We start from the raw sequence: 23,521 nt of genomic DNA, 5'->3' as shown, positions 1-23,521 counted from the left end.
CGCAGGGCCAGACTGAAGGGACGGAAGCGATGAGGTTGATTCTGCTCGGGCCACCCGGCGCCGGCAAAGGCACGCAGGCGGCCCGACTCGTGCAGAAATACGGCATTCCCCAGCTGTCGACCGGCGACATGCTGCGCGCGGCGGTCGCCGCCGGAACCCCGATTGGGCTCAAGGCCAAAGAAGTGATGGACTCGGGCGGCCTCGTCTCTGACGAGATCGTCGTCGGCATTATCGCCGACCGCATCAGCCAGCCGGACGCGAGGAACGGCTTCATCCTGGACGGCTTTCCCCGCACGGTCAAACAGGCCGAGGAGCTGGACGCGATGCTTGCGGAAAAGGGGCAGAAGCTCGACGCCGCCATCGAGCTGACGGTCGACGCCCCCAAGCTCGTCGATCGCATCGTCAACCGCGCCAACGAGGCGAAGGCGGCGGGTCAGCCGGTGCGCAAGGATGACGATCCGGAAGTGTTCAAGTCGCGCCTTGCCGCTTACGAGCGCGACACCGCGGCGGTCACACCTTTCTACCACGGGCGCGGTCTTCTGCGCGAAGTCGACGGCATGGCGCCGATCGACGCCGTCACGGCCGCGATCGACGCGGTGCTGAAGGACGTCGCGGCCAAGTGACCGACGCGACCGTCGACGCCGAGGCGCTGATCGAGCGGCGCGGCGCCGCCGGCGTGATCGTGCTCAATCGGCCGAAGGCGCTGAACGCGTTGACGCTGACGATGGTGCGGCTGATGGCGGCCGCCCTCGACGCGTGGCAGGACGATCCATTCGTCACGAGGGTGGTGGTCTGCGGCGCAGGCGATAAGGCCTTCTGCGCCGGCGGGGACATTCGCCGGCTGTATGAATTCGGGCGCGCCGGGGATCATGCCCAACAACTGACGTTCTGGCGGGAGGAATATCAGCTCAACGAGCGCATCCGAACCTATCCCAAGCCGGTCGTCGCGCTGATCGACGGCATCGTGATGGGCGGGGGAGTCGGCGTTTCGATCAACGCCTCGCATCGGGTCGCGGGAGAGCGGTTTTCGTTCGCCATGCCCGAGGTCGGCATCGGGTTCTTTCCTGACGTCGGCGGGACGTATTTTCTGCCTCGGCTCGCGCATCGCTCCGGCGTTTATTTCGCCCTGACCGGCCTGCGCGCCGATGCGGGCGACGCGCTGGCTTTCGGACTCGCGCAGACCTTCGTTCCGAGCGGCGCCTTTGGCGCGCTCGCGGCGGCGCTCGAAAGCGATGACGACGCCGGCGCGACGCTCGCCCGGTTCGCCGCGCGGCCGCCGCCGTCCGCGCTGATGGCCGAGGCGGACGGCCTCGAAGCCTGTTTCTCCCCGGACAGCCGCGAATCGATCCTGGCGGCGCTGGAGGCGGCCGAGGCCAGAGGATTCGCCTTCGCGGCGCCGGCCCGCGCGGCGATGCAGGGGAAGTCGCCGACCAGTCAGGCGCTCGCGCTGCGCCAGATGGCGCTGGGACCCAAGGTCGATTTCGACGAGGCGCTGCGGATCGAGTACCGGATTGTGTCGCGGATCTGCCGTGGGCGCGACTTCTACGAGGGCGTGCGAGCAGTGATCGTCGACAAGGACAACCGCCCGGTGTGGAGCGCCCCTCCGTCGGCGACGGAGGTCGACGCCTATCTCGCAACTCTTGGCGACGACGAATTGACGTTCCCGGCGCCGCGTCCATGACCTATCGCCTGCGACAGAGCCGTGACGGCGCGATCGAACTCGTCGACGGCCTGCCCGCGCATCCCGAGGACGGGAAACTCAGCTCCGCGATCGCGGCGATCGGCTGGGACACGGCTCTCCTCTGGTTCATGCGGACGCTCGCCTGGGTCTGGGTTGGGAAGGGCCTGTTCAACTGGGCCATCATTCTCGGCGCTTTGCCCGGGCTCGGGGTCTTTACGACGATGGCGCTGCCGCTGCAGGCGACCATTGTCGCTTTCGCCTGTTTCGATCTTCTGGCGGCGGTCGGGCTTTGGCTCGCCGCGCCCTGGGGCGGCGCAATCTGGCTCTTGTGCGCGGTGGTCGAGGCGGCCTCACCCGTCCTCAGCCCGCGAGCCGCCTCGATCGGCTATTTTGCCGCGGCGCTCAACATCGTTCTCGCGATCGGCTACTTTCTGCTCAGCTGGCGGGCGGTGCGGGAGCGCGGCTGACAGCGTCCGTGGTCGTCGGCCTCGACCGGAACGACCCGACAAACCCCAGTTGGACGACGCCGCCATGCCCAGACTCGCGGCCGCGATAGCTGAGAAATGGCGCGCGTTCGTTCAGTTGATGTTCACCAGCCGACGGAAACCTTCGATTCATCTTGAATCTTAGGCCGGTCTTCATGCGCTGACGCTACAGTTCGGCCGATAAGCGGACCGAATTGAACTTCCGCTACGGAGAGACGGGCAGGCGAGCGACCTATGTTGAACGCGATCAAGAGTCAGGATGTCGACCGGGTTGACGACAATGAACTTCCGGTATCAAGTCTTTACTTGGAGACGTTGACGATGGTCGAGCGGCTTCACCGCCGCCTGCTCGACGTCATCAAGGACGAATTCGACCGGCGCGGGCGTTCGGACATAAACCCGGTCCAGGCGCTCCTGCTCTACAACATCGGCGACAAGGAACTCACGGCCGGAGAGTTGCGCACCAAGGGCTATTATCTCGGATCAAACGTCTCCTATAACGTCAAGAAGCTGGTCGAGCAGGGCTATCTCCGTCACGCCCGGTCCCGCATCGACCGCCGGGCGGTGCGGATCAGCCTCACCGAAAAGGGGACGGAAGTTCACCAGGTCGTCGCCGGTGTCTACGCCAAGCATGCGCGCACGATCGAGCAGATCGGCGGCGTGCCGGGCGGCGAACTCGCGCGCGTCAATGTCTCTCTGCAACGGCTCGAGCGGTACTGGACAGATCAGATCAAGTATCGGCTGTGATAACTGCCGGTTAACCCAAAGCTCGACCTCCTGTCCGGGCGTCCGTTCGCGGACGCCCGCTTTTGCGTTCCAGCGTTTGCGCGGCCTTAAAATCGCCCGATGTGAAACCCAATTACGCGGCTATACCCATCTTGACCCGCAAAGGGGCGCGAGGGCGCGCAATCGGCGCGAACCCGGGGCGCGCCTGACGGGGAGTGGATGGATCGCGGACTTGGGGAGTTTGAAGCTGATGCGTGACACGTTCGTCCCGCGGTGTTCGCGCCGTGCTCTGTGTGGCGCGGCCTTGGGCGCTCTCGCGCTCGCGAGCCTCACTCCTCTGTCCGCCTGGGCCGGGGACGCCGACGACCAGGCGGAGTGGCCGCAAAGCTACGAAGCCTCGCCCCAGATGGCCGTGGGACGCGAGGAGACCCCGATCCTCTCGCCGGCCACGGTCGACGCCACTCAAGCTGCGATCCAGAAATACCAGGACATCGTCACCCGCGGCGGCTGGAACGCCGTGCCGTCCGGTCCCGAGTTGAGGATCGGCGCCAAGGGGCCAAGGGTGCAGGCCCTGCGCGACCGTCTTGTGGCGTCCGGCGACCTCGACCCGATCGCGGGCGCAGGGGCGGTGTACGACTCGTTCGTCGAGGCGGCGGTCAAGCGCTTCCAGGCCCGTCACGGCCTGAGCCAGTCCGGCGCCGTCAACGAGGGGACGCTCACCGAACTCAATGTTCCCGCCGCCGGGCGTCTTCAGCAGCTCGAGACGAACATCGTGCGGCTCAAGACCTATTCCGGCGATCTCGGACAGCGGTTCGTGGTCGCCAACATTCCGGCGGCCGAGGTTGAGACGGTCGAGAACGGCGTCGTCTATTCCCATCACGCTGCGGGCGTCGGCAAGATCGATCGCCAGTCGCCGATCATGCAGACGCATGCGACCGAGGTCAATTTCAACCCGTTCTGGACGGTGCCCCCTTCGCTGATCAAGAAGGACCTCATCCCGAAGATGAAGGCCGACCCGAACTATCTCACCGACGAGAAGATCCGCGTCTTCAATGCGAAGGGCGACGAAGTGTCGCCGTCCTCGATCAACTGGAACACCGACGAGGCGACCCACTTCAAGTACCGCCAGGACACCGGCGCCGACCTCAACTCGCTCGGCTTCGTCCGCATCAACATTCCGAACCCCTACGGCGTCTATATGCACGACACCCCGTCCAAGGGCATTTTCGGCGACGACTTCCGCTTCGTCTCGTCGGGCTGCATCCGCGTCCAGGACGTGCGCGACTACGTCGCCTGGCTCTTGAAGGACAATCCGGGTTGGGGCCGGGACCAGATCGACGAGGTGATCCGCTCCGGCCAGCGCCTCGACGTGAAGCTAGCCCAGCCGGTCAACGTCTACTGGGTCTACATCACGGCCTGGGCGACCCCCGACGGCGTGGTGCAGTTCCGCCCGGACGTCTATCAGCGCGACGGCGCCGGCCCTGGCCCGCTCGCCTCCGCCGTCCCCGCCCAGCCGATGGCGATCCCGCAGGAGTAAGGGCGGCGGCCGGAGCCGCCTGCCATTTCCGCGCCGGTTTTGAGCCTTTTCAAGCGCTTGCGGCGACATTTCCGATCCGCCGATTCTCCTGACGGGAGGGGGCGGAGGGGCTCGTTCGAAAATGCTCGATTCCCGCTTTCGGGGGCGATCGCAGGCAAGCCAGCACCCATCTCCGTAACCGGATGTTAACTTCCCGAATTTCTGCGTTCGGAATATAGCAACATGAGCCGGAACGCCTGTCAAGAAATTGTCTGATTTTCAGAAGCCAAGGGGCCGCTGGACAAAACGTCCGGACTCGACCAAGCTTGCCGATGGGGACGCGTACCTTCGCGCCGTTCCTGACGAACGGCGGAGCCGAGTTCGAAAGTCCATCCTGGCGGGACGGAGCTGGAGCATGGCGAAGCGCCCTTGGCCGCGGAAGCTTCTCACGGCGCTATGTGTCGGAACGGCTTTAGCGGCGTCAGCGCTTGCCGGCGCGGCGAGCGTCGAGGCCGCGGGCGTCGGCTGCAAGCTCATGCCCAACGACCGCGGCCTCCCGGGAAAGATCTTGCGATGCGGCGACAGCCTGACTGTCCGTCCGGCGGCCGGCGCCCATTATCGGATCATCCGCAGAGCGGAAGAGCCGCTTCCGATTGGCCTTCAGCTCGATGACGGGGCGATTCTGATCGAGTTCCACCCGACCGAGACCCAGAAGGATTTCGAGATCCTCACTCCGCTCGCCATCGCCGGAGTGCGCGGCACGAAATGGGCGATGGAGGTGGTGAAGACTCGGACCTCGACCCTTGTGCTCGACGGCGCAGTCGCCGTCACGAGCCGGCGGCTCAACGAATATGTGGTGCTGACCGCGGGGCAGGGGGTCGATATTTCCGTCGGCGACACGACGCTCGTGCAGAAGCAATGGGGGCAGGCGCGCGTGCGCGCGCTCATGAGCCGCTTCGGCGAATAGATGCGCCCGCTTTCGCTGCGGCGGGCGCTAACCGGCGCGTTCGTCGCGGCCGGACTTCTCGTTGGGGGCTGGATCGGCCTTGGCGAGATGCGGGGCGTCGCATCCGTGTTCGACCCCGTCGAGACGCTGACGCTCGACTGGCGGTTCCTCCTGGCCGGGCCGCGCATGGCGCCGGACGGCGTCGTGGTCGTGGCGATCGACGACGAAACGCTGAGCGACGCCAGCGGGCATGCGCTGTCGCGCGCTCTGATGGCGAAGATCGTCCTGGCGCTCGCCGCCTCGCATCCGCGCGTCGTCGCTCTCGACTTCGCCTTTCCGGACGCCAAGGAGGGGGACGCGGAGCTTGCGAATGCGCTGCGGGCGACGCCGAGCGTCGTCGCGGCGATCGGCCTCTTCGGAGAGAGCGCAGGGACCGCGCCCCGCGCCGCTCCGGAGCTGGCGCTGACGGCGAAGCCGACCCGAATTCTCTGGCCCACCCAAGCGATCGCGGACGCCGCCTTTGGGATCGGCCTCGCCAACGTCTCGACCGACCGGAGCGGCGTCCCGCGCTACATCCCGATGCTGTTTACGATCGACGACGGCGTCGCTCCGTCGCTCGCTCTCGCCGCGGCCTCGACGGCGGCGGGAGAGGACCCCATCGTCGCCGACGACGCGATCGTGGTTCAAGGCCGGACGATCAGGCTGGATCTCGGATACCACCTGCCGCTGCGCTTCTACGGGCCGTCGCGGAGTTTTCGGCGGATCAGCGCGGCGGACCTCATCGGCGGCGCCGCCGATCCCGCGACGGTGCGCGGCAAGATCGTCGTTCTGGGCATGACCGCGACGGGCCTCGCCGACACGTTCGCGACGCCCTTCGACCGCGTTACGCCTGGGGTCGATGTTCTGGCGACGGCGATCGGGAATCTCGCCGGCGGGGATCGGCTCGTCCGCGGGCCGGCGACGCGCCGCATCGACGCCGCGACGACGGCTCTGCTCCCCGTCGCCGTGCTTGGTCTGTTGGCCCTGCGCCGCGCAGCCGTCGGATTCGCGGCCGTCGGCCTTGTCCTCGCGGTTTGGGCGGCGGCGGTATACGTCGCCTTCCTCGAGGGCTTCTGGCTCGCCGTCGCCGCGCCGCTTTCTCTCGCGCTGGCGCTCGGCGTAGCCTTCGCCGCCGCCCGCATCGTCGTGGAGCGGGCCGAAGGCGGGAGGCTCGCCGCGGAAAAATCGGCGCTCGCCAAATTCCACTCGCCGCTTCTCATCGATCGCATCGCCAGCGAGCCGGATTTCCTCGCGAAGCCGGTGCGTCAGGAGGCGGCCGTGCTGTTCCTCGACCTCACTGGCTCGACCGGCGTCTCGGAGGCGCTGGGGCCCGAGTGGTCGCGCGACATGCTCAAGACCATGCAGACGCTTGTCGAGGGCGCGCTGGCCGCGCACAGGGGCGTGGTGATCAATTACATGGGCGACGGCGTTCTCGCCGCGTTCGGCCTGCCGGCGCCCGAGGCCGGCGACGCACGGCGGGCGTTGGCCGCGGTCGAACGACTTGCCGCAGACCTGTCGGTCTGGATCGCCGGACTGCCGGCCGAGGCGACGGGACGGCTGGACTTTCGGATCGGCGCCCATTTCGGCCCGGCGATCGTCTCCCGCCTCGGCTCGCCGGACCACCAGCAGATCACGCTCGCCGGCGATACGGTCAACGCCGCAAGCCGCCTGCTCGAAGTGGCGAAGGAGCGCCATTGCCGGATCGTCGTCACCGAGGATCTCGTCCGCGCGGCGCGCGCCGGCGGGGACGAGGCGTTCGACCTGAGCGGATATGAGGCGGCGACCGTTCCGATCCGCGGGAGGGCGGCGTCGCTGGAGGTCCGGATGCGGAGGTAGCGCTCGCGGCGCTCAGAGCCAAGTCAACCACGCCAAACAGGGGCTTCTTCGCTCGGCGCTTTGGCGAGGGCGCGTGAAGCGCGCTTCACGCCTCGCGATGACGGGGAAAGGGAGCTTCGCGCCTCGCTCCTCGCGATGACTGTTCAACACGTGCTATAGTTTCTTCTCATGATCGTCGTGTTCGACATCGGCAACGTGCTTCTGCGCTGGGACCCGCGCAATCTCTATCGCAAGGTGTTCGACGACGAGGCGCGGATGGAGCGCTTTCTCGCCACAGCTCTTGGCAAAGACTTTATTTTGCAGACCGACGTCGATCCGGATTTTTCCGCCGCGATCGAAAAGCAGGCGCGGGCCTTTCCCGAATTCGCCGACGAGGTCCGGCTGTACGACACGCGCTGGGTCGAGACGCTCGGCGGACCGATCGAAGTGAATGTTGCGCTGCTCCGCCGACTGCGCGCCGACGGCCGGGCGGTTCACGCGCTCAGCAACTATTCGACCGCCAAGTTCGCCGTGTCCGAGGATCTGCACGGCTTTTTGAAAGAGTTCGACACGCGCGTCGTCTCGGGCATGTCGGCGTCGCCAAGCCCGACCCGCGCATCTACGAGATTTTGCTCGAGCGCACCGGGCGCGAGCCGCACGAGCTTCTGTTCATCGACGACACGCTCGCCAACGTCCGCGCCGCCGAGGCGCTCGGCATGGGCGCGATCCATTACCTGGCGGGCGTCGATCTCGAACGCGAGCTCAAGGCGCGCGGGGTCGCGTTGTAAAGGCGGTCGGCCAAAGGCCGTCCCCCGCCGCCGCGCTTCGGCTCCGTCAGATTGCGCCCGGTGGAATGAAGGCGCAGTAGAGGTAAATGGTGTCGAACACGTTGGAGGCGTTCCATCCCGACCGGTCGGCGTCCGTCGCCGGGCGATAACAGAGGTGCGCACGATGGGTGTCGTTGCTCGGCGGGTCGCCGGGGATCGGCAAAAAGGTGATGCGCTCCTGAGGGATCGACACCCATCGCTCCTCGCGAGTCAGGAATTCGAACTGGTCGCCACGCTCGCGGTAGGTCGTCGCGGCGCAATCGTTGCCGCCGCAGCAGAGAAACCCATCTTTGCCCTTTACGCCGGTATAGATGTCATGGGCGCTCGCGCCGGAGAACGACGCCGCGAGGAGGGCGGCGCCGAAGGCCGCCCGCAAAACAGCTCGGATCATATCAGGTCCTCCTGTTGGCGGCCGGCAAAAGAAGCGATCCCGGCCGCAGTCCGTTTCGCCCTCCAGAACGCGGAACTCCCCCCAATCGTTGCGGAAAATGGAGACGCCGCGAGGGCGTCTGTCTTTCAAAATCGGCAAGCAGATTTCGTGCCAAGTCCGGGCCGAGGGGGTCCCGGCCGCGCTACATCCGGATGCGCGCGACGTCCCCCAGCGGTCGTCTCGGACTCGGGCCGGCCGGGCGGTCGGGGACGCCGAGCCGGAAAACGAAGGTCGCCTCCCAGCCGGGTTCGGGAGCAAAGCGGGCGAGCGCGCCGCCGAACGTGTCCGGCCTGCCGAGAGCGGCGTCGCGGTCGACGCGTTCGACCGGCTGGTTGAGCGGCTGGGCGGCCAGGTTCTCCTGGGTCGCCGCGAGATGCAGCCGCTGCCACGCGCGGCCGGCGGCAATCGCGGGCGCCATGGCGAGCCGGTCGCGCACAAAGACGATTCCGAGCGCCGGCGCCGTGGGAAGCTGCACGTCGCGGGTCATGGACAACCAGTAGGCGTCGCTGGCCTCGGCGCTCATGTCCGGCAGCAGTTTGGCGATGGTGGTCATTCCCGGCGAGAGGCCGGCGGCGTCGAGCGTCACGCCGTCGCGATGGGTCTCGATGGCGCGCCGACCGGAGCGGAACCAGCGGGCGCTATCCGCCGACATCTCCGGATCGTCAACGATCTTTTGCGTCGCCTCGACGATGAGCAGGGCGAGATCGCGCCGCGCTGCGGCGTCGGTCACGAAGGCGACCCGGACATCGTCGCCGAAGGCGAGACGGGAGAGGCGCGCCAGCGCCTCCGGCGCTATCACCGCGTCGGGCCGATAGGGGCCGCGGTTGGTGTGGCGAAGCGGGATGGCTGCAAACAGGTCGCTCTGGCGCGAAGCCGGCCTCAGGCTGGCTCGCGCGGCGAGGAAGGGCGCGTCGCCTGGCGAGAGAGTCAGCGCGCCCAGCGTCGGCTGGACGCTGACGGCGAGGCCGTCGGCGCGGGCGGCGATGGCGAGGTTCTCGATCGCCGCGCCGACGCCCAGGTGCATCTCCCGGCGGAAGGGATCGAACGCCCCGAGATTGCGCCGCCGGTCGGCGAAGACCTCGATCGCGTCCGGGCTGACGACAAAGAGCCAGGGCTGCGTGTCGTGCGGATTGGCGGCGAGGATGGCGGCGCGCACGGGCCGAAGGGCGCCCTCCTCGGGGCGACCCTCCCAGCTCCGCCACGGCTCATAGGCCCGCCCTTCGCCGGAGGCGCCGACGCCGCGATCCCAGGCGCGCCACCCGAGGCCGCCAAGGGTGAGCGCCAGAGCGCCGCCGCCAACCAGAACGCCACGCCGACCGAACACTTCAACGTTCCCCTAGAGCATGACGCCTTCAGGTCAAACCAGCTCCATCATTGCGGCCATCGTCTGCCAAGCGAGGCGTATTCCGGCGCCGTCCAGCGCTATTCAGCGCGCATTCGGCATGCGTTCGACACGCGTTCGGCGCTGGATTTGACCCTCTTATTCACCCGTGAATCGTGACCTTTCAATGCGTTACACTCGAGTTCGCGAAAAAATCTTTTCGCGCGAACTTTCTTCGCCATGCGCCCCATCCGACGCAAGCGGCCGCGTCCAACACGGCGTCGATCCGATTGCGCTTCGTCTGAGGCTCGCATGAACGGGATCATACCGGGTTTTCTGCGTTTCCGCAATCAAAAGTCGCGCTATCCCCCTTCACGCGAGAGGACAGCGCCGGCGCCTCTCTTCGCTCAAAACGAGGGACCGGCGAACGACAAACCTACCTCGCGGATCGCTTTGACGCTCGCGAGGACAAGGGCAGGAGCCGGCGCGACCCCGGCCAGCCGAACTGCGTCTACGCGACGGCGACAATCGCAACCTCTGTGAAATAGCCTCGGTAGAGGCGAACGTCGCGCGTGAGAAGCGGCCAACCTTCGGCGGTCGCCTGAGCCCCAAGGAAGAAGTCTGCGAGAACGTTCGGGCGTTGTCCGCCGCCGAGGCGGTAGCGGCGGAACGTTTGGCCCGCCAGGAACAGCGCAAGCCTGCTCATTGGCGCGAGCGTGAGGCTCATCTCAGCGATGGCGAGGTCAAGTTCCTCCTGCGCGTCGAATCCGGCCGAAAGTTCAGCGTAGACTGTATCGTTTATTGCCAGCGGCCCGCGGCGCCTGCACGCGACCAATGCGTCCATGGACCGTCCTACCCAAACGGGATCTCCGCCGAAGACGTCGATCAGGACATTGGTGTCGACGAGGGTCAATCGTCGCCCCGAAGCAGCCGCATGATCTGATCCGTCGTCTGCCCGCCGAACGGACCATTCGCCAGCGGCCGGCGACGGGCGATCTCCTTGAGACGCGCTCGAAACGCTTCGTCTTCGTTGGGCGTCGTCTCGCGCTCGATGATAACCCCGCCCTCCGGCCGCGCACGAACCGTTACGCGGTCGCCAGGTCGGATGCCTGCCGCCTCGCGGACGGCCTTGGGCAGTGTCACTTGCCCTTTCACCGTGACATTCGTCGCCATGAGACCTCGAGTAATACTGCTTGACTAACGTATTACCGAGTCGCGTTCGCGTCAATTCTGTTTCCCGCCGCAGCGACTGCGCTCGCCAAATGGGCGACGGCGGTCAGTCCACGGTGTCGAGCCCGATGTCGAGGATCGGGGCGCTGTGGGTGAGCCAGCCGACGGAGATCAGGTCGACGCCGGTCTCCGCGATGGCCGGCGCGTTCTCCGGCGTCACCCGACCCGAGGCCTCGCTGATCGCCCGTCCGCCGATCGTCGCGACGCCCCGCCGCAAATCGTCGAGCGACATGTTGTCGAGCAGGATCGCGTCGGCCTTCGCCGCGAGCGCTTCGTCGAGCTGGGCGAGGGTGTCGACCTCGACCTCGATCTTGACGAGATGGCCGACATGAGCCCGCACGCGGCGGACCGCCTCGGCCACCGAGCCGGCGATGGCGACGTGGTTGTCCTTGATCAACGCGGCGTCGTCGAGCCCGAAGCGATGGTTGGCGCCGCCACCGGCGCGCACTGCATATTTCTCGATCGTGCGCAGAAGAGGGGTCGTCTTGCGCGTGCAGACGATGCGGGCCTTGGTATGCGCCACCGACGCCGAGAGTCTCGCCGTCGCGCTGGCGACGCCGCTCAGGCGGCTGACAAAATTGAGCGCAGTGCGTTCGGCGGTCAGCACGCCGCGCGCCGGGCCGACGATGGCGGCGACCGTCGCGCCGGGCGTCGCCCGCGCGCCGTCGGCGAGCGCCGGCTCGAAGCGGATTGCCGGGTCGATCAGGCGGAAGGCGAGGGCGGCGAGATCGAGCCCGGCGATCACGCCGTCCTGGCGGGCGCCCATGACGCACCGGACCATTCTGTCGGCGGGCGCGATCGCATCGGTGGTGATGTCGCCGGCGCGGCCAAGGTCCTCGATGAGGGCCTGGCGCACGAGTGGCTCGATGAGCAGGGTCGGAAGGGGAACGAGCGGCATGTCAGGCTCTCCGGGCGCGGATTTCGGGGGCGAGCGCGGCGGCCTCCGCGAAGGCCTCCCCGAGCGTGAGGCGCAAACGCCTCGGCGTGGCCGGACGCTCGGGGAAATCGATCCGGCTGTGCGCGCCGAGACTGTGCTCCCGCTTCAGCGCGGCGACGGCGATCATCAGCGCGACGGAGGCGGGATCGGCGGCCGGCGACCCGGAGGCCGCTAGGGCCCCGAGCGGGCCGACCGCAGCGGCGAGCGTCGCGCCGTCGCGGTTCACGCCGGCGGCGCGCGCGAGGATCGGCCGCACGGACGCCGGATCGGCGCGGAGTGGCGCATTCGCCGGGCGAACCCGCGCGGGCGCGCCGAGCGGCGCGGAAGCGATCGAGCGGGCGACGATGGCGCCGAACACGGCCGCTTCGGTCAGCGAATTGCTGGCGAGCCGGTTGGCGCCGTGCAGTCCGGTCGAAGCCGCTTCGCCGCAGGCCCATAAGCCCGCAACCGAGCTCAGCCCTTCCGCGTCCACGGCGATTCCGCCCATGTGGTAGTGCTGCGCAGGCCGGATCGGGATCGGCTCGCGCGCGGGGTCGACGCCGGCCGCGCGGCAGGCTGCGGCGATGGCCGGGAAACGCTCCGGGAAGCGCACGCCGACGCCCGCGCGCGCGTCGAGGAATGTGCGCCGGCCCGCGGCGCGCTCGGCCGCGACCGCGCGCGCCACGACGTCGCGCGGCGCGAGCTCCGCTCCGGGAACGTCGGCCATGAAGCGTCGTCCGGTCTCGTCGACGAGGATGGCGCCCTCGCCGCGCACCGCTTCGCTGACCAGCGGCGTCGGGCGAACCGGAACGTCGAGCGCGGTCGGATGGAACTGGACGAATTCGAGATCGGCGAATTCCGCGCCGGCCCGCGCCGCCAGCATGAGGCCCTGTCCGATGCTGCCGGGTGGATTGGTGCTGTCGGCGTAGAGGCCGCCGATGCCGCCGGTCGCGATCACGACCGCCGCGGCCGGCAAGAGGACCGGCCCCGAGGGGCCGACCGCGACCACGCCGCGCACGCGGTCCTCGACAACCAGCCGACGCGCCTCGACCCCCTCGAGAACCGTGATCGAGGGCGTCGCGCGGGCCGCCGCGACGAGCGCGCGCATGATTTCGCGCCCCGCGCCGTCGCCGCCGGCATGAACGATGCGTCGGCGTGCATGAGCCGCCTCGAGCCCCAGCGCGAAGGCGCCGTCGCAAGCCCGGTCGAAGCGCGCGCCGAGCCGGGCGAGGGTCTCGATCGCCGCTGGGGCGGCGCGGGTAAAGAGTGCGACGACGCCCATGTCGCAAAGCCCGTCGCCGGCCGCGACCGTGTCGGCCGCGTGCAGGGCAGGGGCGTCGTCGGGACCGAGCGCCGCCGCCATGCCGCCCTGCGCCATCAGGCTCGAGCCTTCTGCGCCGAGCGGCGCCTTGGAGAGCACGACGACCGGGCGCGGCGCGAGCATGAGCGCCGTCGTCAGGCCTGCCACCCCGGCGCCGATGACGACAATGCGGGCGCCGAGCGCCAAGGGCTCGGCGGTCACAGCGCGAGCATCCGCTCGACGGCGCGGCGCGCGGCCGCCGCGATCGCCGGGTCGATCGTCACCTCGCCCTGCATGGTCTCGAGCGCGCGACGGATCTTCGACAGCGTGATCCGCTTCATGTGCGGGCAGAGCGCGCAGGGACGGACGAAGTCGATCTCGGGATAGTGGACCGAGACGTTGGCGCTCATCGAGCATTCCGTCACCAGCGCCACCCGCGCCGGCCGGTTGCGCCCGACATAGCCAATCATGTCGGCGGTCGAGCCGGTGAAGTCGGCCTCGGCGACGACTTCCGGCGGGCATTCCGGATGGGCGAGCACGACCGCGCCCGGATACGCCTCGCGCAATTCGCGGATGTCGCGCGCGCTGAACTGCTCATGCACCTCGCAGCGCCCGCGCCAGGCGACGATCTCGACCCGGGTCTGAGCCGCGACGTTCTTGGCCAAGAACTCGTCGGGAATCATGATGACGCGCGGGACGCCCAGCGACTCGACGACCTTCACCGCATTGGCCGAGGTGCAGCAGATGTCCGAGGCGGCCTTCACCGCCGCCGACGTGTTGACGTAGGTGACGACCGGAGCGCCCGGATAGGCCTGCCGGAGTAGCGCGACGTCCTCCGGCGCGATCGACTCGGCGAGCGAGCAGCCGGCCCTGGGGTCGGGAATGAGCACGGTCTTCGTCGGGTTCAGGAGCTTCGCGGTCTCGGCCATGAAGTGGACGCCGGCCATCACGATGACGCGGGACTCGCCTTTCGCCGCCTCGCGCGCCAGCGCTAGGCTGTCGCCGACAACGTCGGCCACGCAGTGAAAGATCTCCGGCGACTGGTAGTTGTGCGCCAGGATGATCGCGTCGCGCTCGCGCTTCAGGCGCAGGATCGCCTCGACGTCGGCCTCGAAGTCGGGCCATTCGAACGGCGTAATGACATGGCTCACGCGCTCGTACAGGGCGCGGGCGGCGGGCGTTGCGGCGGAAGGGGCGGCGGGAGCGTTCATGGTCTTATACTCACAGTGAGCATATCGGAGATATACTTATCATGAGAATAAGAGGAGTCAAGCCCGGGCGAGCGGCAGCTTGGTTCCCGCCGCGGCGCGCTCCTCGCGGACGGCGGCGCGGAAGCGAAAAGCCTTGGCGGGGCGCCCCCCGGTGTCGGAAACGGTCTCGCCAGTCTCCTCGACCAACTGCTGCTGCTCGATGAAGCGGCGGAAATTGGGCTTATGGACCCTCAGGCCCGAGATCGCCTCGACGCAGCGCTGGAGCTGCAGCAGGGTGAAGACGGGAGGCATCAGCTCGAAGACGACCGGGTTGTATTTGATCTTGGCCCTGAGCCGCGCGATGCCGGTCGCCAGAATCCGCCGATGGTCGCCGATCATCGGCTTGCCGAGCGCCGGCCCGTCGCTTTCGCCGCTCCGCCGCCGCGCTTCCTCGATCAGGCCGGCCACGTAGAGAAGCTCATAGCGCTGCAAGACGAGGTCCTCATTCCAGCGACGCCCGTCGAGGCCGAAAGCGATCGCCGCGCGCGTTTTCCGCCCCGCGCGCTCGGGTCCCCCCTCGATCCAGCGCCTAAGGCCCGGGGCGATCGTCGCGGCGACGATCGGCGGAATCCCCCCACGGTGGTCCTCCCAGGGAAAATAGTCGTACCACGGCCGCCAGGCCGCCCGCGCGACCGCCGCGCGCTCTTGGCGCATCAGGCCGAGGTAGCTGATCGAGATCGCACGGGCGCCGTTCGCTGCGTGGCGACGGTCGGAATCGGCGAAGGTGTAGAGCTGCTCGACATAGCCGAGCGGATGTCCCGTCTGCCTCTCGACCCAGGCGCGCAGACCCGACTGCAGCGAGCGGTGTCCGACCTCGAACGGGCCCGAAGGCAGCGCCCGGCCGTCGTCGATGGCGAGCACGAGCGCCGCGCCGTCGGCGACGGCGGCCAAGACGGCGATCAGCTCGACCGCGATCGGCTGCGCCGCGCCGCCATCTGATCTTTCGGTAGCTTGCTCGACCATCTCCGCCCCGCAGCATCCGCGCGCGGGTTTAGCGAGAAACGCCGCCGACGGAAATGGAGGCGTGGGCGTCATCGCGCGTGTGCACGACGGCGACGCTGTCGGCGTACAGGCGGCGCCAGCCGGGCTCGCGGTCGAGCGCGGCCACAATCCTCTCGTCCGGAGCGAAGAGAGTCCAGGCGATGTGGTAGCGCGCGAGCGTCGCCTCGATCGTCGCGGGATCGCCGTCGGCGAGCTTCTCATAGAGGCCGAGCATGTCGCCGCGATACATGTCGGCCCTTCCGTCGATGAATGGCCGCACCTCGGCGAAGATCAGATAGCCGCCGAAGCTGTAGGCATTGAGGACCGGCTTTTCGCGCAAGCCCGGGGGGACGGCGGCGACTGCGGCAAGAGGCGCGCCCGGCCCGTCGGTCCGCACGATCGGCGCAGCCGCGCGCAACGCTGCGAACGCCAGCGCGGCGGCGAGTCCGACGGACAGCGCCGGGCGCGCGACCGGCCGGACGTCGCCCAAGGGGCGGACCCCAATCGCCTCGGCGATCGGCTGCGCCAGCAGCATCGGCGCGACGAGGCCGAGGAGCTGCGCGTGACGCGTGTGCGCGAGCGCCATGGCGGTCAGCGCAGCGATGATCGCGACGCGGATCGGCGGCGCCGCCATGCGCTGTCTGAGGGCGAAGGCGATGAGTGCGATGAGCGCGACCTCCATCGGGCCGAGACGGCTGAAATCTTGCGGCGCCCATTCGCTGATGCGCGCGAGGTGCTCGACGCCGATGAGCTTGAACGGGAAGACGAGCGCCTCGAACCCGTAGGGATTGACGAGCGCCGCGGCGACGGAGGCTAGCGCGAACAGCGCCCACCCACGTGCGGCGAATGCGCCGGCGGCGGGCTCCGCTTCGAGGACGGCCTCGCAGGCGAACGGCGCAATCAGCGCGAGGCCGAAGACGAAGCCGCCATGCATGTTCGCCCAGAGCGTCATGAGAAACGCGAGCGCGAGCGGTGGGACGCTGTCGCGGTCGCGCGCGGCGAGGAGGCCTGCCGTCCAGAGCGCGGCGAGCGGCAGCGCCAGCACATGCGGACGCGCATGCAGGGTCGGCGCCCACAGCCCGACGCCAAGCGCGACAACGACGCCGAGCGGCGCGCCCGAAAGATCGCGCGCGACCCTGAGACCGAGCACGAGCGCGGCCGCGGCGGCGGCGAAGGCGGTCAGCAGCGCGACCCCGTTCCAGCCGCCGGCGCGGAAGGCGAGCGCAAGAACGATCTCGGACAGCCACTCGTGCGCGGTCCACGGCGCGCCCGGCATGGAATGGCTGAACGGATCGCCGCGCGGGACGGCCTCGTGGGTCATGATCCACGCGCCGGTCGCCAGATGCGACCAGGTGTCTCCGTCATTGAGCACGGCCGGTGCAAACGCGCCCATGGCAAAGACAAAGGTCGCGATCAGAGAGAGGACGAAACCCGACGCGCGCGCCCCGTTGCGAGCCGCGCAGGCGGAGGCGGGGCAAAGCAGGGCGACCGACATCGGCCCAGCGTGGATGAGACGGAATAAGGCTGAGTTAACGGCTTCACGCGACAGGCGGAGGCGCCCGACGGGCTGTCGATCCTTTGCGGCGCTCGCCGTCGTCCCTTCTTCCACCCTTTGATCGTTGGCGCGGACCTTTCCCGACGTCAGACTGGAGACCATAGAGATCGCGCCCCGTTGCCCCCCCGCGGCGCGCGAGCGCTTGATCGTCTTTCCACGACGACGACGAGCGCAGGCCCCGCGCGGATGCCGCGTCCGCGCGGGGCTAATCGCCCGTCTCGCCCCAGGACCGGGGACGTCGGCGGGGCGTTCGAAGCAGCGGAAGGGCGCCGCGACGACGTCCGGAAGTGGAGCGCGCGTAAATGAACCGTCTTGTCCCGTCCTTCGCCATGATTTGCATGTCGGGCGCAGCTTTTGCCGCTTCATCCGCGAGCTCCGCCTCAGCAGGCGGCGATGTGAGCGGCGGGGGCGCGGCGGCGGCTTCGGCCTCCGCCAGCAGTTCGTCAGACGGCGAGCCGACGAGCCGCGCCTCCGCCTCCGCGACAGGCGCGGCGACGGCGTCCGCCCGCGCGACCTCGAGCAACGAGTCGTCCACGAGCTCGGCCTCCGCTGGCGCCCCGGGGGGCGGAGCGCCGACCGGGGCTGCTTCCGCGAGCGGCGGCGTTTCGGGGTCGTACCGGGGCGGCGGATGGCCACCCGACGCCCAGCACTGACAGTGATCCCGGCGGGAGGTCGGAAAATGTCTGCAACTCCTTTCCATATGATGTCGATGGGCGATCGAATGAAATCGATCGCGAAACTCTGCAGCGGGGTTTCCCGACTCTTGCTCGCCGGGAGTTTCGACGCGGAGGCGTTTCGGGATCCGGCGCTTGACCCGGACCTGTCGACCTGGCGCGCGTACCGGCAGCACCAGCAGGCCGAGCGCATCGAGGAGGAGGCCGAAGTGATGATCCACGACTTCGGCGTCGACGCCTATTCCGAGGCGCGCCGAAGGGAGCTGGAAGCCATCGCCGAGACGCGTGCGCGCCACTGGGCCCTCGTCGCGCTGGCGATCGCGCGGAAGACGTATGAGAAGCGCGGCGCCGAGCCGCCCAGCCGGTCGCGGTGGACACACTGAGACGCATTCGAGGCTGAGGCTTCGTCGCGACAAGTTGACGTCCACACCGCGGGCGCCGGCGTTGCGTCGCGGTCGCTTTCCGGGCGACATGGGAGCCATGACGGCCTCCTCGATGTCGATTGTCCTCAGCGTCGCGGCGACGTTCTTCGTCGCCGGGGTGGTCAAGGGCGTGACGGGCATGGGATTGCCGACCGTCGCCATGGGCGTGCTGGGCGCGCTCGTCTCGCCGCTGACGGCGGCGGGCCTGTTGATTGTTCCGGCCTTCGTGACCAACGTCTGGCAGTTGTTTGCGGGGCCGAGCTTGTGGCCGCTCCTCGGCCGGCTGTGGCCGATGATGGCGGCCGTCGTCGCCGGAACGTTCGCGGGAGCGCCGCTGCTCGCCAGCGGCAATGTCCGGCTGACGACCTCAGCCCTCGGCGCGGCGCTCGTCGCCTACGCCGGATACTCGCTGGCAGCCCGGCCGCTCAGCGTGCCGGCCCGGCATGAGCCGTGGCTCGGGGCGGTGGTCGGGGGCGCGACGGGAATGGTCACTGGCGGGACCGGCGTCTTCGTCATCCCGGCTGTGCCCTATCTGCAGGCGCTCGGCCTCGAAAAGGACGATCTCGTCCAGGCGCTCGGCCTGTCGTTCACGATCTCCACGATCGCGCTCGCGGCCGGCCTCGCCTCGCGCGGCGCCTGGCGCTTCGACAGCCTGGGCCCGTCGTCGCTGGCGATCGTCCCGGCCCTCATCGGCATGTGGGCCGGGCAGATTATTCGCGAAAAGGTGAGCCCGCCGACCTTCCGGCGCTGGTTTCTCATCGGCCTCCTCCTCCTCGGCGCCGAGATGGCCCTGAGGCCGCTCATCGCCGGGTAGCGGGAGAGCGGACCGGCGCCGGCTCTGAGGCCATTTGCCACGTTGCCCGGAGAGGCCGCGCGGAGGAAAAACACACGAGCGGGAAACGCGCGATCGGACGACGCGCGAACGGAGACTGGTACAGTCGAGCCTGTGGCCGCGGTCGTTATCGCCGCAGAAGCGGCGCCCGAGCACAAAACTCAAAGGAGAGCGCTTCGCGCGTAAGAAAGAGGACGAAGGAGTCTAGACTGTGAGAGTCCTGGTCTGTGGTGGACGCGACTGCGACGACAGGGATTTTGTCGAGAAGACCCTGGACCGGCTGCTCGCCGCGCGCGGGCCGTTCGAGCGGCTCATTCACGGCGACGCGCGAGGCGTCGACCGGATGGCGGGCAAGTGGGCGCGGGACCACAACGTCCTCGAATGGGATTTTCTCCCGGAGTGGCACCGGGTCGACACGGAAGACGGCCTGAGTCGCAACCAACGGATGATCGAGGCGGGCGCCCCCGACCTCGTCGTCGCGTTTCCCGGTGGAGCGGGAACGGAAAACATGGTCGAACTGGCGAAAGCCGCGCACATCGAGGTCGTGGAGGTCGCATTTCCGCCCAAGGCCCGGGCCTAGGAGCCAATCGGATTTAACGATATACTGACTGATCATTGAGTTTTTGTCTTTTCTGAGAAACAAAACGGCAACAACATCAGCATATTGTGCGCCTCGAAAACCTCGAGTCCAACAGGCTGCTAGTGGTCAAAATCAAGCGCTTGCAACCCGACTGAACAGCAGCAGTGCGCAACAAGCGGTGGTCGCCCAAGGGCGAGCCGAAGGGGTCAAATCGACCCGAAAGCGCACGTTCCCGGTCGGCGCCGACTGTGATCACTTCATGGGTCTGCCGGCCGTTTCTGGGGCGGCGATCGTTCCGCAAAGCGTGACGACGGCGAGTGCGATCAGGTAGATCGAGATTGGCCACGGGGCGCCGTTCGTCCACGACAAGAAGGTCGCGGCTGCGAATGGCGTAAGACCCCCACTGATGGCGGCGCCGATCTGGAAGCCGAGCGAAGCGCCGCTGTAGCGCATCGGGGCGGCAAAAAGTTCCGTGTACCAAGGGGCGCCGACAGCGAAGCCGATCATCTGCCCGAAGATGATCGCGGCGACAATCGTCAGCGTGATGAGGAGCGGATCCTTGGTGTCCAACAGCCAGAAGAACGGGAACGCGAAAGCGATCGCGAACGCCGTGCCGGCATAGAACATTGCCTTGCGGCCGATCCGGTCGGAGATCCAGCCAAACAGCGGGATCGCAAACAGAGCGACAACGGATGAGACGAACACCGCGTTGAGGATCACGCTGCGCGGCATGGCGAGTCGGACCGTGACGTAGTTGATTGCGAAAACGCCGGCGATCATGGCGTAGCTGATCTCGGAGAGCTTTAGTCCGATCGCGGTAAAGAAGGCTCGCGGTTCTTTCGTCAGCACCTCGACCAACGGCAGCCGCGCGACCCTGTTTTCTGCTTGCAGCTCGCGAAACACCGGCGTTTCCTGCAATTGCAGACGGATGTAGAGTCCAACCCCCGCGAGAACGATGCTGATCAGAAAGGGAATGCGCCACGCCCATCCGAGAAGGTCCGCCTCCGACGTACGGGACAGGACTGCGAAAATGCCGACTGCGCAAAGGGTCCCGAGTGGATATCCGAGCTGAACCATCGAGCCGAGAAGCCCTCGGTTCTGACTCTTCGCATTCTCGACTACGATCAGCACGGCGCCGCCCCATTCTCCGCCGAGTCCCACACCCTGAAGCAGCCGCAGCAGAACCAGCAAGACCGGCGCTGCGACGCCGATCTGCCCATAAGTGGGAAGGAGGCCGACGAGGAAGGTGCCAAGCCCCATCATGACAATCGTCGTCGCCAGCATCGCCTTACGGCCAACGCGATCGCCGAAGTGTCCAAAGACTGCAGCGCCGAGGGGTCGCGCAAAGTAGCCGACGCCTAGGGTTCCGAAGGACGCGATGGCGCTCAAGCCGGGGTTGGACGATGGAAAAAACAGCTTGGGGAAAATGAGAGCGCTGGCGGTGGCGTAGATGAGAAAATCGTACCACTCTACCGTCGTCCCGATGATGCTCGCTATGACGACCCGCTTCATTTCAGTTTCGCGAGCGGCGAACAATTCGTCGTCTTCAGCCTCTACCGCTATGCCCATGACAGCCCCCAATCTCCAGTCCTCGCCGCGCCGGGCGTCGGCCTTCCTTTTTTAGCGCAGGAAGCCACGTAATGTTACGGCGTCCTATTGAGACGCGTCCGCCCTGGTCATCCGAGACAAGAAGGGCGCGATATTTGGTACGGCTACCCGAGCGAACCCCGCCCTCCGGGTCACGCAGTTCATCGGCCGCTTGCCTATACACTTGCGACGTTCTCGGTCGCGACCGGCTATATCCGCTCCACATCGACTCCGGCTGTCTGTTGCGAAGCAATTGAGCAATGCGAGGAAACGCATCCATCGCCGAGGCGCCTTGCGATGGCGGTTTGAGGAACGCATGTCGATGAGCAGCAGGAGGCTCAGGCGGAAATCTCGTGCGCCTCGATGCGGTATCGGAACGCCGCGGGATCGAGACAATTGAGCCTCGCGCCGCCGACCTCCCCCTGAGGGTACATGAGGAAGGCGATCGGCTTGCCCGTCGATCCGGGGAGCGACAAGTCATGGCCGCAATTGAGCGCGATCCAGTTGCCCTCGCAGCCGCCGATCAGCGCCTGCCGTGCGGCCACGACTTTGGGATCGTCCGCGCCAAGATGAGTCGGCGGCTCTTCGAGCATGACCTTCCGCACGTCCGCCGCGTCCACTGGCGTCCATCCTAGCCCTTCGAGATAGACGTCCGCCCTGCAATGCTGCGCCTTGGTGACGTCGGGCGAGCCTGCGCCGAGGCACTTGTAGCCGAAGCGCGACGGCGCCACGCGAACGCCGTAAAGGTCGCGGGCGGGAAGGCCCGCGGCGCGGGCGAGACCGACGAACAGCCCGTTGATGTCCGCGCACTTGCCGCCGAGGCGCCCGCTCGACAGCATCGCCCCGACGTCACCGGAGCCACAGCCGGGGGTGGCCGCAACGCGCTCGGTGTTTGCGACCAGCCAATCATAGATCGCGCGCGCCTTGTCGCGATCGGTCGCGGCGCCCGCCACAATCCGGTCGGACGTTTCCTTCACGATCCCGTCTGTGGGAATGAAGGCTGTCGGCTTGAGAAAGAGAGCGCGCTCCTCCGCCGAGATCGGTAGGGTTTGACCGCCGCCTGCGGCGATCAGGACCGACCGGTCGCGGGTCGCAGCCCGACTCACGATCTCCGCTCGCCGAGCGCCCGTCCGGCCGCGCCAGACGAGATGAACCATCGCAGCCCATAAACTGGATCTCGTACGAACTCGACCGATTCAGCATTCCCGGTCCAATCCGTGTCCAAGGGCCGGCTCCAGAGGGAATCGTCAAATGCGGCTGCGGGTGCCCAGATCTGCACGGGGTCCGATGATGCGATCTCGATGACTGTGCGGACCTCGAAGGTACGCCAGTCGCCGGGCGCAACAGCGAATGCGACCGGATCGGCCCATGCGGCGCGTTGCCCGGTGGCCGCAGTCGCCGCGGCGGCTCCCGCTTTGAGAAAGGTTCGGCGGCTGAACATGAACTCCCTCCCCAGAGATTGACGATGGGCCGGGAACGGCAATCGAATACTCGGAGACTGCGCGCCCGTGGCCCCCAACATGCCTTCCCACGGGCCGCAAAGCTAGAGCCGACTGACCAAGCGCCGTCGTGCAGGCGGTCTGCCTCAGCCGCTTTACGTCGACTCTGGCCGTCGCCTTCGCGCAAGGAGCGGCCGCTTCCCGGTGGCGCGTCGAAAGCGTCAAATCAACCCCTGAGCGGTCAGTGACGGCGCAAAGATCAAGAAATTCGCACTGTGAGGTTTTGGGATAAAAATGGGGAGTTTTGAGAGATCACGGCAGTCGCGAGGTGAATCCCATGCTTGTCACGACCACTGCGCTGGCAATGCGCGCGATGTACGCCGACCTCGTTTACACCTCACAGCACATGCAGGTCATCGCCAACCGAGAAGGAAATCCCTTCGGGATCGCGATTAGAGCTTTCGGGGCGGCTACGACATTGGCGGCGGCTCGACTGCCGTCGCCCCGCTTCAACAGGGTTGTCGGCTTAAATCCAGCCAAAACAGCGTCGCTCCAAGACATTCTTGCTTGGTATGCCGAACGACCATGTCAACGACCACAGCGACACCGTTCCGATGCGCGGCGATGCGGGCGACCGCATGTTCGCTACGAAATAACGCTTTTCAACCGGCCGCCTTCTTGCCAAGCTTTCGGGCCGCGGACATGTTTCCCTCGTTCTTTGACATGGCCGATTCTATGCTCACGACATCTCTCATTTTCAGTGTCGTCTTCTTCGTCGCAGCCCTCGTCTCGGCCCTCGTCGGTCTGGCGATTCGCGTGTATATGGCCGAGCGGGTACGGCTTGAGCATGCGCGCGACATGATCGGCGGCGTGACGGGCCTCGTCGTCACGCTGGTGGCGCTCGTCCTCGGCTTGCTGATCTGGACGGCTTTCGGGGTCTTCTCGACGCAGAAGGCCGAGCTACAGGGG

25 protein-coding genes and 1 pseudogene are annotated in these 23,521 nt (G+C 67.6%); 12 read left to right on the top strand and 14 right to left on the bottom strand.

Annotated features, from left to right (window positions below):
• Positions 1 to 29: 29 nt before the first annotated feature.
• The 7 genes from ACLP25_RS14715 to ACLP25_RS14685 all read left to right on the top strand — a co-directional run bounded on the left by ACLP25_RS14715 (position 30) and on the right by ACLP25_RS14685 (position 7,229).
• A complete protein-coding gene (locus ACLP25_RS14715; RefSeq protein WP_442469931.1) occupies positions 30 to 623 on the top strand; it encodes an adenylate kinase in 594 nt (197 codons plus the stop codon).
• Positions 620 to 1,681, top strand: coding sequence for an enoyl-CoA hydratase/isomerase family protein (locus ACLP25_RS14710; protein WP_442469930.1), 1,062 nt, complete (start codon positions 620 to 622; stop codon positions 1,679 to 1,681). The genes ACLP25_RS14715 and ACLP25_RS14710 overlap by 4 nt, the downstream gene beginning before the upstream one ends.
• A complete protein-coding gene (locus tag ACLP25_RS14705; RefSeq protein ID WP_442469929.1) occupies positions 1,678 to 2,148 on the top strand; it encodes a hypothetical protein in 471 nt (156 codons plus the stop codon). Before ACLP25_RS14710 ends, ACLP25_RS14705 begins: the two co-directional genes overlap by 4 nt.
• A 252-nt stretch (positions 2,149 to 2,400) precedes the next feature.
• Entirely contained in the window at positions 2,401 to 2,913 is a 513-nt protein-coding gene (ldtR, locus tag ACLP25_RS14700) for a transcriptional regulator LdtR (protein WP_442469928.1), read from the top strand.
• A 229-nt stretch (positions 2,914 to 3,142) separates the two neighbouring features.
• Positions 3,143 to 4,429 (top strand): L,D-transpeptidase family protein, encoded by a 1,287-nt coding sequence (locus tag ACLP25_RS14695; protein ID WP_442469927.1) that lies wholly within the window; start codon positions 3,143 to 3,145, stop codon positions 4,427 to 4,429.
• 394 nt (positions 4,430 to 4,823) lie between these two features.
• The gene (locus ACLP25_RS14690) at positions 4,824 to 5,375 is read left to right on the top strand and encodes a FecR domain-containing protein (RefSeq protein ID WP_442469926.1); all 552 of its coding nucleotides are present in this window, start codon (positions 4,824 to 4,826) and stop codon (positions 5,373 to 5,375) included.
• Entirely contained in the window at positions 5,376 to 7,229 is a 1,854-nt protein-coding gene (locus tag ACLP25_RS14685; RefSeq protein WP_442469925.1) for a CHASE2 domain-containing protein, read from the top strand. It abuts the gene before it with no gap.
• A gap of 153 nt (positions 7,230 to 7,382) precedes the next feature.
• Here the strand turns inward: ACLP25_RS14685 and ACLP25_RS14680 are convergent, their stop codons facing one another.
• Positions 7,383 to 7,757, bottom strand: a complete 375-nt coding sequence (locus ACLP25_RS14680) for a hypothetical protein (protein ID WP_442469924.1) — start codon at positions 7,755 to 7,757, stop codon at positions 7,383 to 7,385.
• Between the two features lie 23 nt (positions 7,758 to 7,780).
• Here ACLP25_RS14680 and ACLP25_RS14675 point away from each other — a divergent pair.
• A pseudogene (locus ACLP25_RS14675) lies at positions 7,781 to 7,996 on the top strand (HAD-IA family hydrolase); the annotation flags it as partial.
• 46 nt (positions 7,997 to 8,042) lie between these two features.
• Here the strand turns inward: ACLP25_RS14675 and ACLP25_RS14670 are convergent.
• The 10 genes from ACLP25_RS14670 to ACLP25_RS14625 form a co-directional block, all read right to left on the bottom strand.
• The gene (locus ACLP25_RS14670) at positions 8,043 to 8,426 is read right to left on the bottom strand and encodes a hypothetical protein (protein WP_442469923.1); all 384 of its coding nucleotides are present in this window, start codon (positions 8,424 to 8,426) and stop codon (positions 8,043 to 8,045) included.
• Positions 8,427 to 8,607: 181 nt separating this feature from the next.
• On the bottom strand, positions 8,608 to 9,789 hold the full coding sequence (locus tag ACLP25_RS14665) for an Acg family FMN-binding oxidoreductase (protein WP_442469922.1): 1,182 nt from the start codon (positions 9,787 to 9,789) through the stop codon (positions 8,608 to 8,610).
• A gap of 508 nt (positions 9,790 to 10,297) precedes the next feature.
• Positions 10,298 to 10,699, bottom strand: coding sequence for a type II toxin-antitoxin system VapC family toxin (locus ACLP25_RS14660; RefSeq protein WP_442469921.1), 402 nt, complete (start codon positions 10,697 to 10,699; stop codon positions 10,298 to 10,300).
• The gene (locus ACLP25_RS14655; protein ID WP_442469920.1) at positions 10,696 to 10,959 is read right to left on the bottom strand and encodes an AbrB/MazE/SpoVT family DNA-binding domain-containing protein; all 264 of its coding nucleotides are present in this window, start codon (positions 10,957 to 10,959) and stop codon (positions 10,696 to 10,698) included. The genes ACLP25_RS14660 and ACLP25_RS14655 overlap by 4 nt, the downstream gene beginning before the upstream one ends.
• Positions 10,960 to 11,062: 103 nt before the next feature.
• Positions 11,063 to 11,914, bottom strand: a complete 852-nt coding sequence (nadC, locus tag ACLP25_RS14650; RefSeq protein ID WP_442469919.1) for a carboxylating nicotinate-nucleotide diphosphorylase — start codon at positions 11,912 to 11,914, stop codon at positions 11,063 to 11,065.
• Position 11,915: 1 nt separating this feature from the next.
• Positions 11,916 to 13,454, bottom strand: a complete 1,539-nt coding sequence (locus ACLP25_RS14645; RefSeq protein ID WP_442469918.1) for an L-aspartate oxidase — start codon at positions 13,452 to 13,454, stop codon at positions 11,916 to 11,918.
• Entirely contained in the window at positions 13,451 to 14,443 is a 993-nt protein-coding gene (nadA, locus tag ACLP25_RS14640; RefSeq protein WP_442469917.1) for a quinolinate synthase NadA, read from the bottom strand. The genes ACLP25_RS14645 and nadA overlap by 4 nt, the downstream gene beginning before the upstream one ends.
• Before the next feature lie 57 nt (positions 14,444 to 14,500).
• Positions 14,501 to 15,445, bottom strand: coding sequence for an NUDIX hydrolase (locus ACLP25_RS14635; RefSeq protein WP_442469916.1), 945 nt, complete (start codon positions 15,443 to 15,445; stop codon positions 14,501 to 14,503).
• A 28-nt stretch (positions 15,446 to 15,473) separates the two neighbouring features.
• Positions 15,474 to 16,958, bottom strand: coding sequence for a hypothetical protein (locus ACLP25_RS14630; protein WP_442469915.1), 1,485 nt, complete (start codon positions 16,956 to 16,958; stop codon positions 15,474 to 15,476).
• Positions 16,959 to 17,223: 265 nt separating this feature from the next.
• The gene (locus ACLP25_RS14625; protein ID WP_442469914.1) at positions 17,224 to 17,553 is read right to left on the bottom strand and encodes a hypothetical protein; all 330 of its coding nucleotides are present in this window, start codon (positions 17,551 to 17,553) and stop codon (positions 17,224 to 17,226) included.
• A gap of 144 nt (positions 17,554 to 17,697) precedes the next feature.
• Between ACLP25_RS14625 and ACLP25_RS14620 the strand changes: the two genes are divergently transcribed.
• The 3 genes from ACLP25_RS14620 to ACLP25_RS14610 all read left to right on the top strand — a co-directional run bounded on the left by ACLP25_RS14620 (position 17,698) and on the right by ACLP25_RS14610 (position 19,526).
• A complete protein-coding gene (locus ACLP25_RS14620; RefSeq protein WP_442469913.1) occupies positions 17,698 to 18,075 on the top strand; it encodes a hypothetical protein in 378 nt (125 codons plus the stop codon).
• Positions 18,076 to 18,172: 97 nt separating this feature from the next.
• Complete coding sequence (locus ACLP25_RS14615; RefSeq protein ID WP_442469912.1) at positions 18,173 to 18,928, top strand: sulfite exporter TauE/SafE family protein; 756 nt, start codon at positions 18,173 to 18,175, stop codon at positions 18,926 to 18,928.
• Between the two features lie 229 nt (positions 18,929 to 19,157).
• On the top strand, positions 19,158 to 19,526 hold the full coding sequence (locus ACLP25_RS14610; RefSeq protein ID WP_442469911.1) for a DUF2493 domain-containing protein: 369 nt from the start codon (positions 19,158 to 19,160) through the stop codon (positions 19,524 to 19,526).
• A 252-nt stretch (positions 19,527 to 19,778) separates the two neighbouring features.
• Here ACLP25_RS14610 and ACLP25_RS14605 read toward each other — a convergent pair whose 3' ends face one another.
• From ACLP25_RS14605 to ACLP25_RS14595, 3 genes are all read right to left on the bottom strand, one after another.
• A complete protein-coding gene (locus ACLP25_RS14605) occupies positions 19,779 to 21,038 on the bottom strand; it encodes an MFS transporter (protein ID WP_442469910.1) in 1,260 nt (419 codons plus the stop codon).
• Positions 21,039 to 21,451: 413 nt separating this feature from the next.
• The gene (locus ACLP25_RS14600) at positions 21,452 to 22,219 is read right to left on the bottom strand and encodes a transglutaminase-like domain-containing protein (protein ID WP_442469909.1); all 768 of its coding nucleotides are present in this window, start codon (positions 22,217 to 22,219) and stop codon (positions 21,452 to 21,454) included.
• A complete protein-coding gene (locus tag ACLP25_RS14595) occupies positions 22,216 to 22,554 on the bottom strand; it encodes a twin-arginine translocation signal domain-containing protein (RefSeq protein ID WP_442469908.1) in 339 nt (112 codons plus the stop codon). The genes ACLP25_RS14600 and ACLP25_RS14595 overlap by 4 nt, the downstream gene beginning before the upstream one ends.
• A 733-nt stretch (positions 22,555 to 23,287) precedes the next feature.
• Here ACLP25_RS14595 and ACLP25_RS14590 point away from each other — a divergent pair.
• Positions 23,288 to 23,521: hypothetical protein (locus tag ACLP25_RS14590; RefSeq protein WP_442469907.1), on the top strand; the 234-nt coding region annotated here is incomplete at its 3' end.

Origin of the sequence: Roseiarcus sp. (assembly GCF_052145395.1) — a bacterium.
In the GTDB taxonomy this organism is placed as follows: Bacteria; Pseudomonadota; Alphaproteobacteria; order Rhizobiales; family Beijerinckiaceae; genus Roseiarcus.
Note: the sequence above shows the minus strand (reverse complement) of the source record. Positions and strands in the feature narration are given on the sequence as shown.

Coding starts and splice junctions, on each gene's coding strand:
- ACLP25_RS14715 (WP_442469931.1), top strand. CDS start 30: ATGAGGTTGATTCTGCTCGGGCCACCCGGCGCCGGCAAAGGCACGCAG.
- ACLP25_RS14705 (WP_442469929.1), top strand. CDS start 1,678: ATGACCTATCGCCTGCGACAGAGCCGTGACGGCGCGATCGAACTCGTC.
- ldtR (WP_442469928.1), top strand. CDS start 2,401: ATGTTGAACGCGATCAAGAGTCAGGATGTCGACCGGGTTGACGACAAT.
- ACLP25_RS14695 (WP_442469927.1), top strand. CDS start 3,143: ATGCGTGACACGTTCGTCCCGCGGTGTTCGCGCCGTGCTCTGTGTGGC.
- ACLP25_RS14690 (WP_442469926.1), top strand. CDS start 4,824: ATGGCGAAGCGCCCTTGGCCGCGGAAGCTTCTCACGGCGCTATGTGTC.
- ACLP25_RS14685 (WP_442469925.1), top strand. CDS start 5,376: ATGCGCCCGCTTTCGCTGCGGCGGGCGCTAACCGGCGCGTTCGTCGCG.
- ACLP25_RS14670 (WP_442469923.1), bottom strand. CDS start 8,426: ATGATCCGAGCTGTTTTGCGGGCGGCCTTCGGCGCCGCCCTCCTCGCG.
- ACLP25_RS14655 (WP_442469920.1), bottom strand. CDS start 10,959: ATGGCGACGAATGTCACGGTGAAAGGGCAAGTGACACTGCCCAAGGCC.
- nadC (WP_442469919.1), bottom strand. CDS start 11,914: ATGCCGCTCGTTCCCCTTCCGACCCTGCTCATCGAGCCACTCGTGCGC.
- nadA (WP_442469917.1), bottom strand. CDS start 14,443: ATGAACGCTCCCGCCGCCCCTTCCGCCGCAACGCCCGCCGCCCGCGCC.
- ACLP25_RS14635 (WP_442469916.1), bottom strand. CDS start 15,445: ATGGTCGAGCAAGCTACCGAAAGATCAGATGGCGGCGCGGCGCAGCCG.
- ACLP25_RS14630 (WP_442469915.1), bottom strand. CDS start 16,958: ATGTCGGTCGCCCTGCTTTGCCCCGCCTCCGCCTGCGCGGCTCGCAAC.
- ACLP25_RS14620 (WP_442469913.1), top strand. CDS start 17,698: ATGTCTGCAACTCCTTTCCATATGATGTCGATGGGCGATCGAATGAAA.
- ACLP25_RS14615 (WP_442469912.1), top strand. CDS start 18,173: ATGACGGCCTCCTCGATGTCGATTGTCCTCAGCGTCGCGGCGACGTTC.
- ACLP25_RS14605 (WP_442469910.1), bottom strand. CDS start 21,038: ATGAAGCGGGTCGTCATAGCGAGCATCATCGGGACGACGGTAGAGTGG.
- ACLP25_RS14595 (WP_442469908.1), bottom strand. CDS start 22,554: ATGTTCAGCCGCCGAACCTTTCTCAAAGCGGGAGCCGCCGCGGCGACT.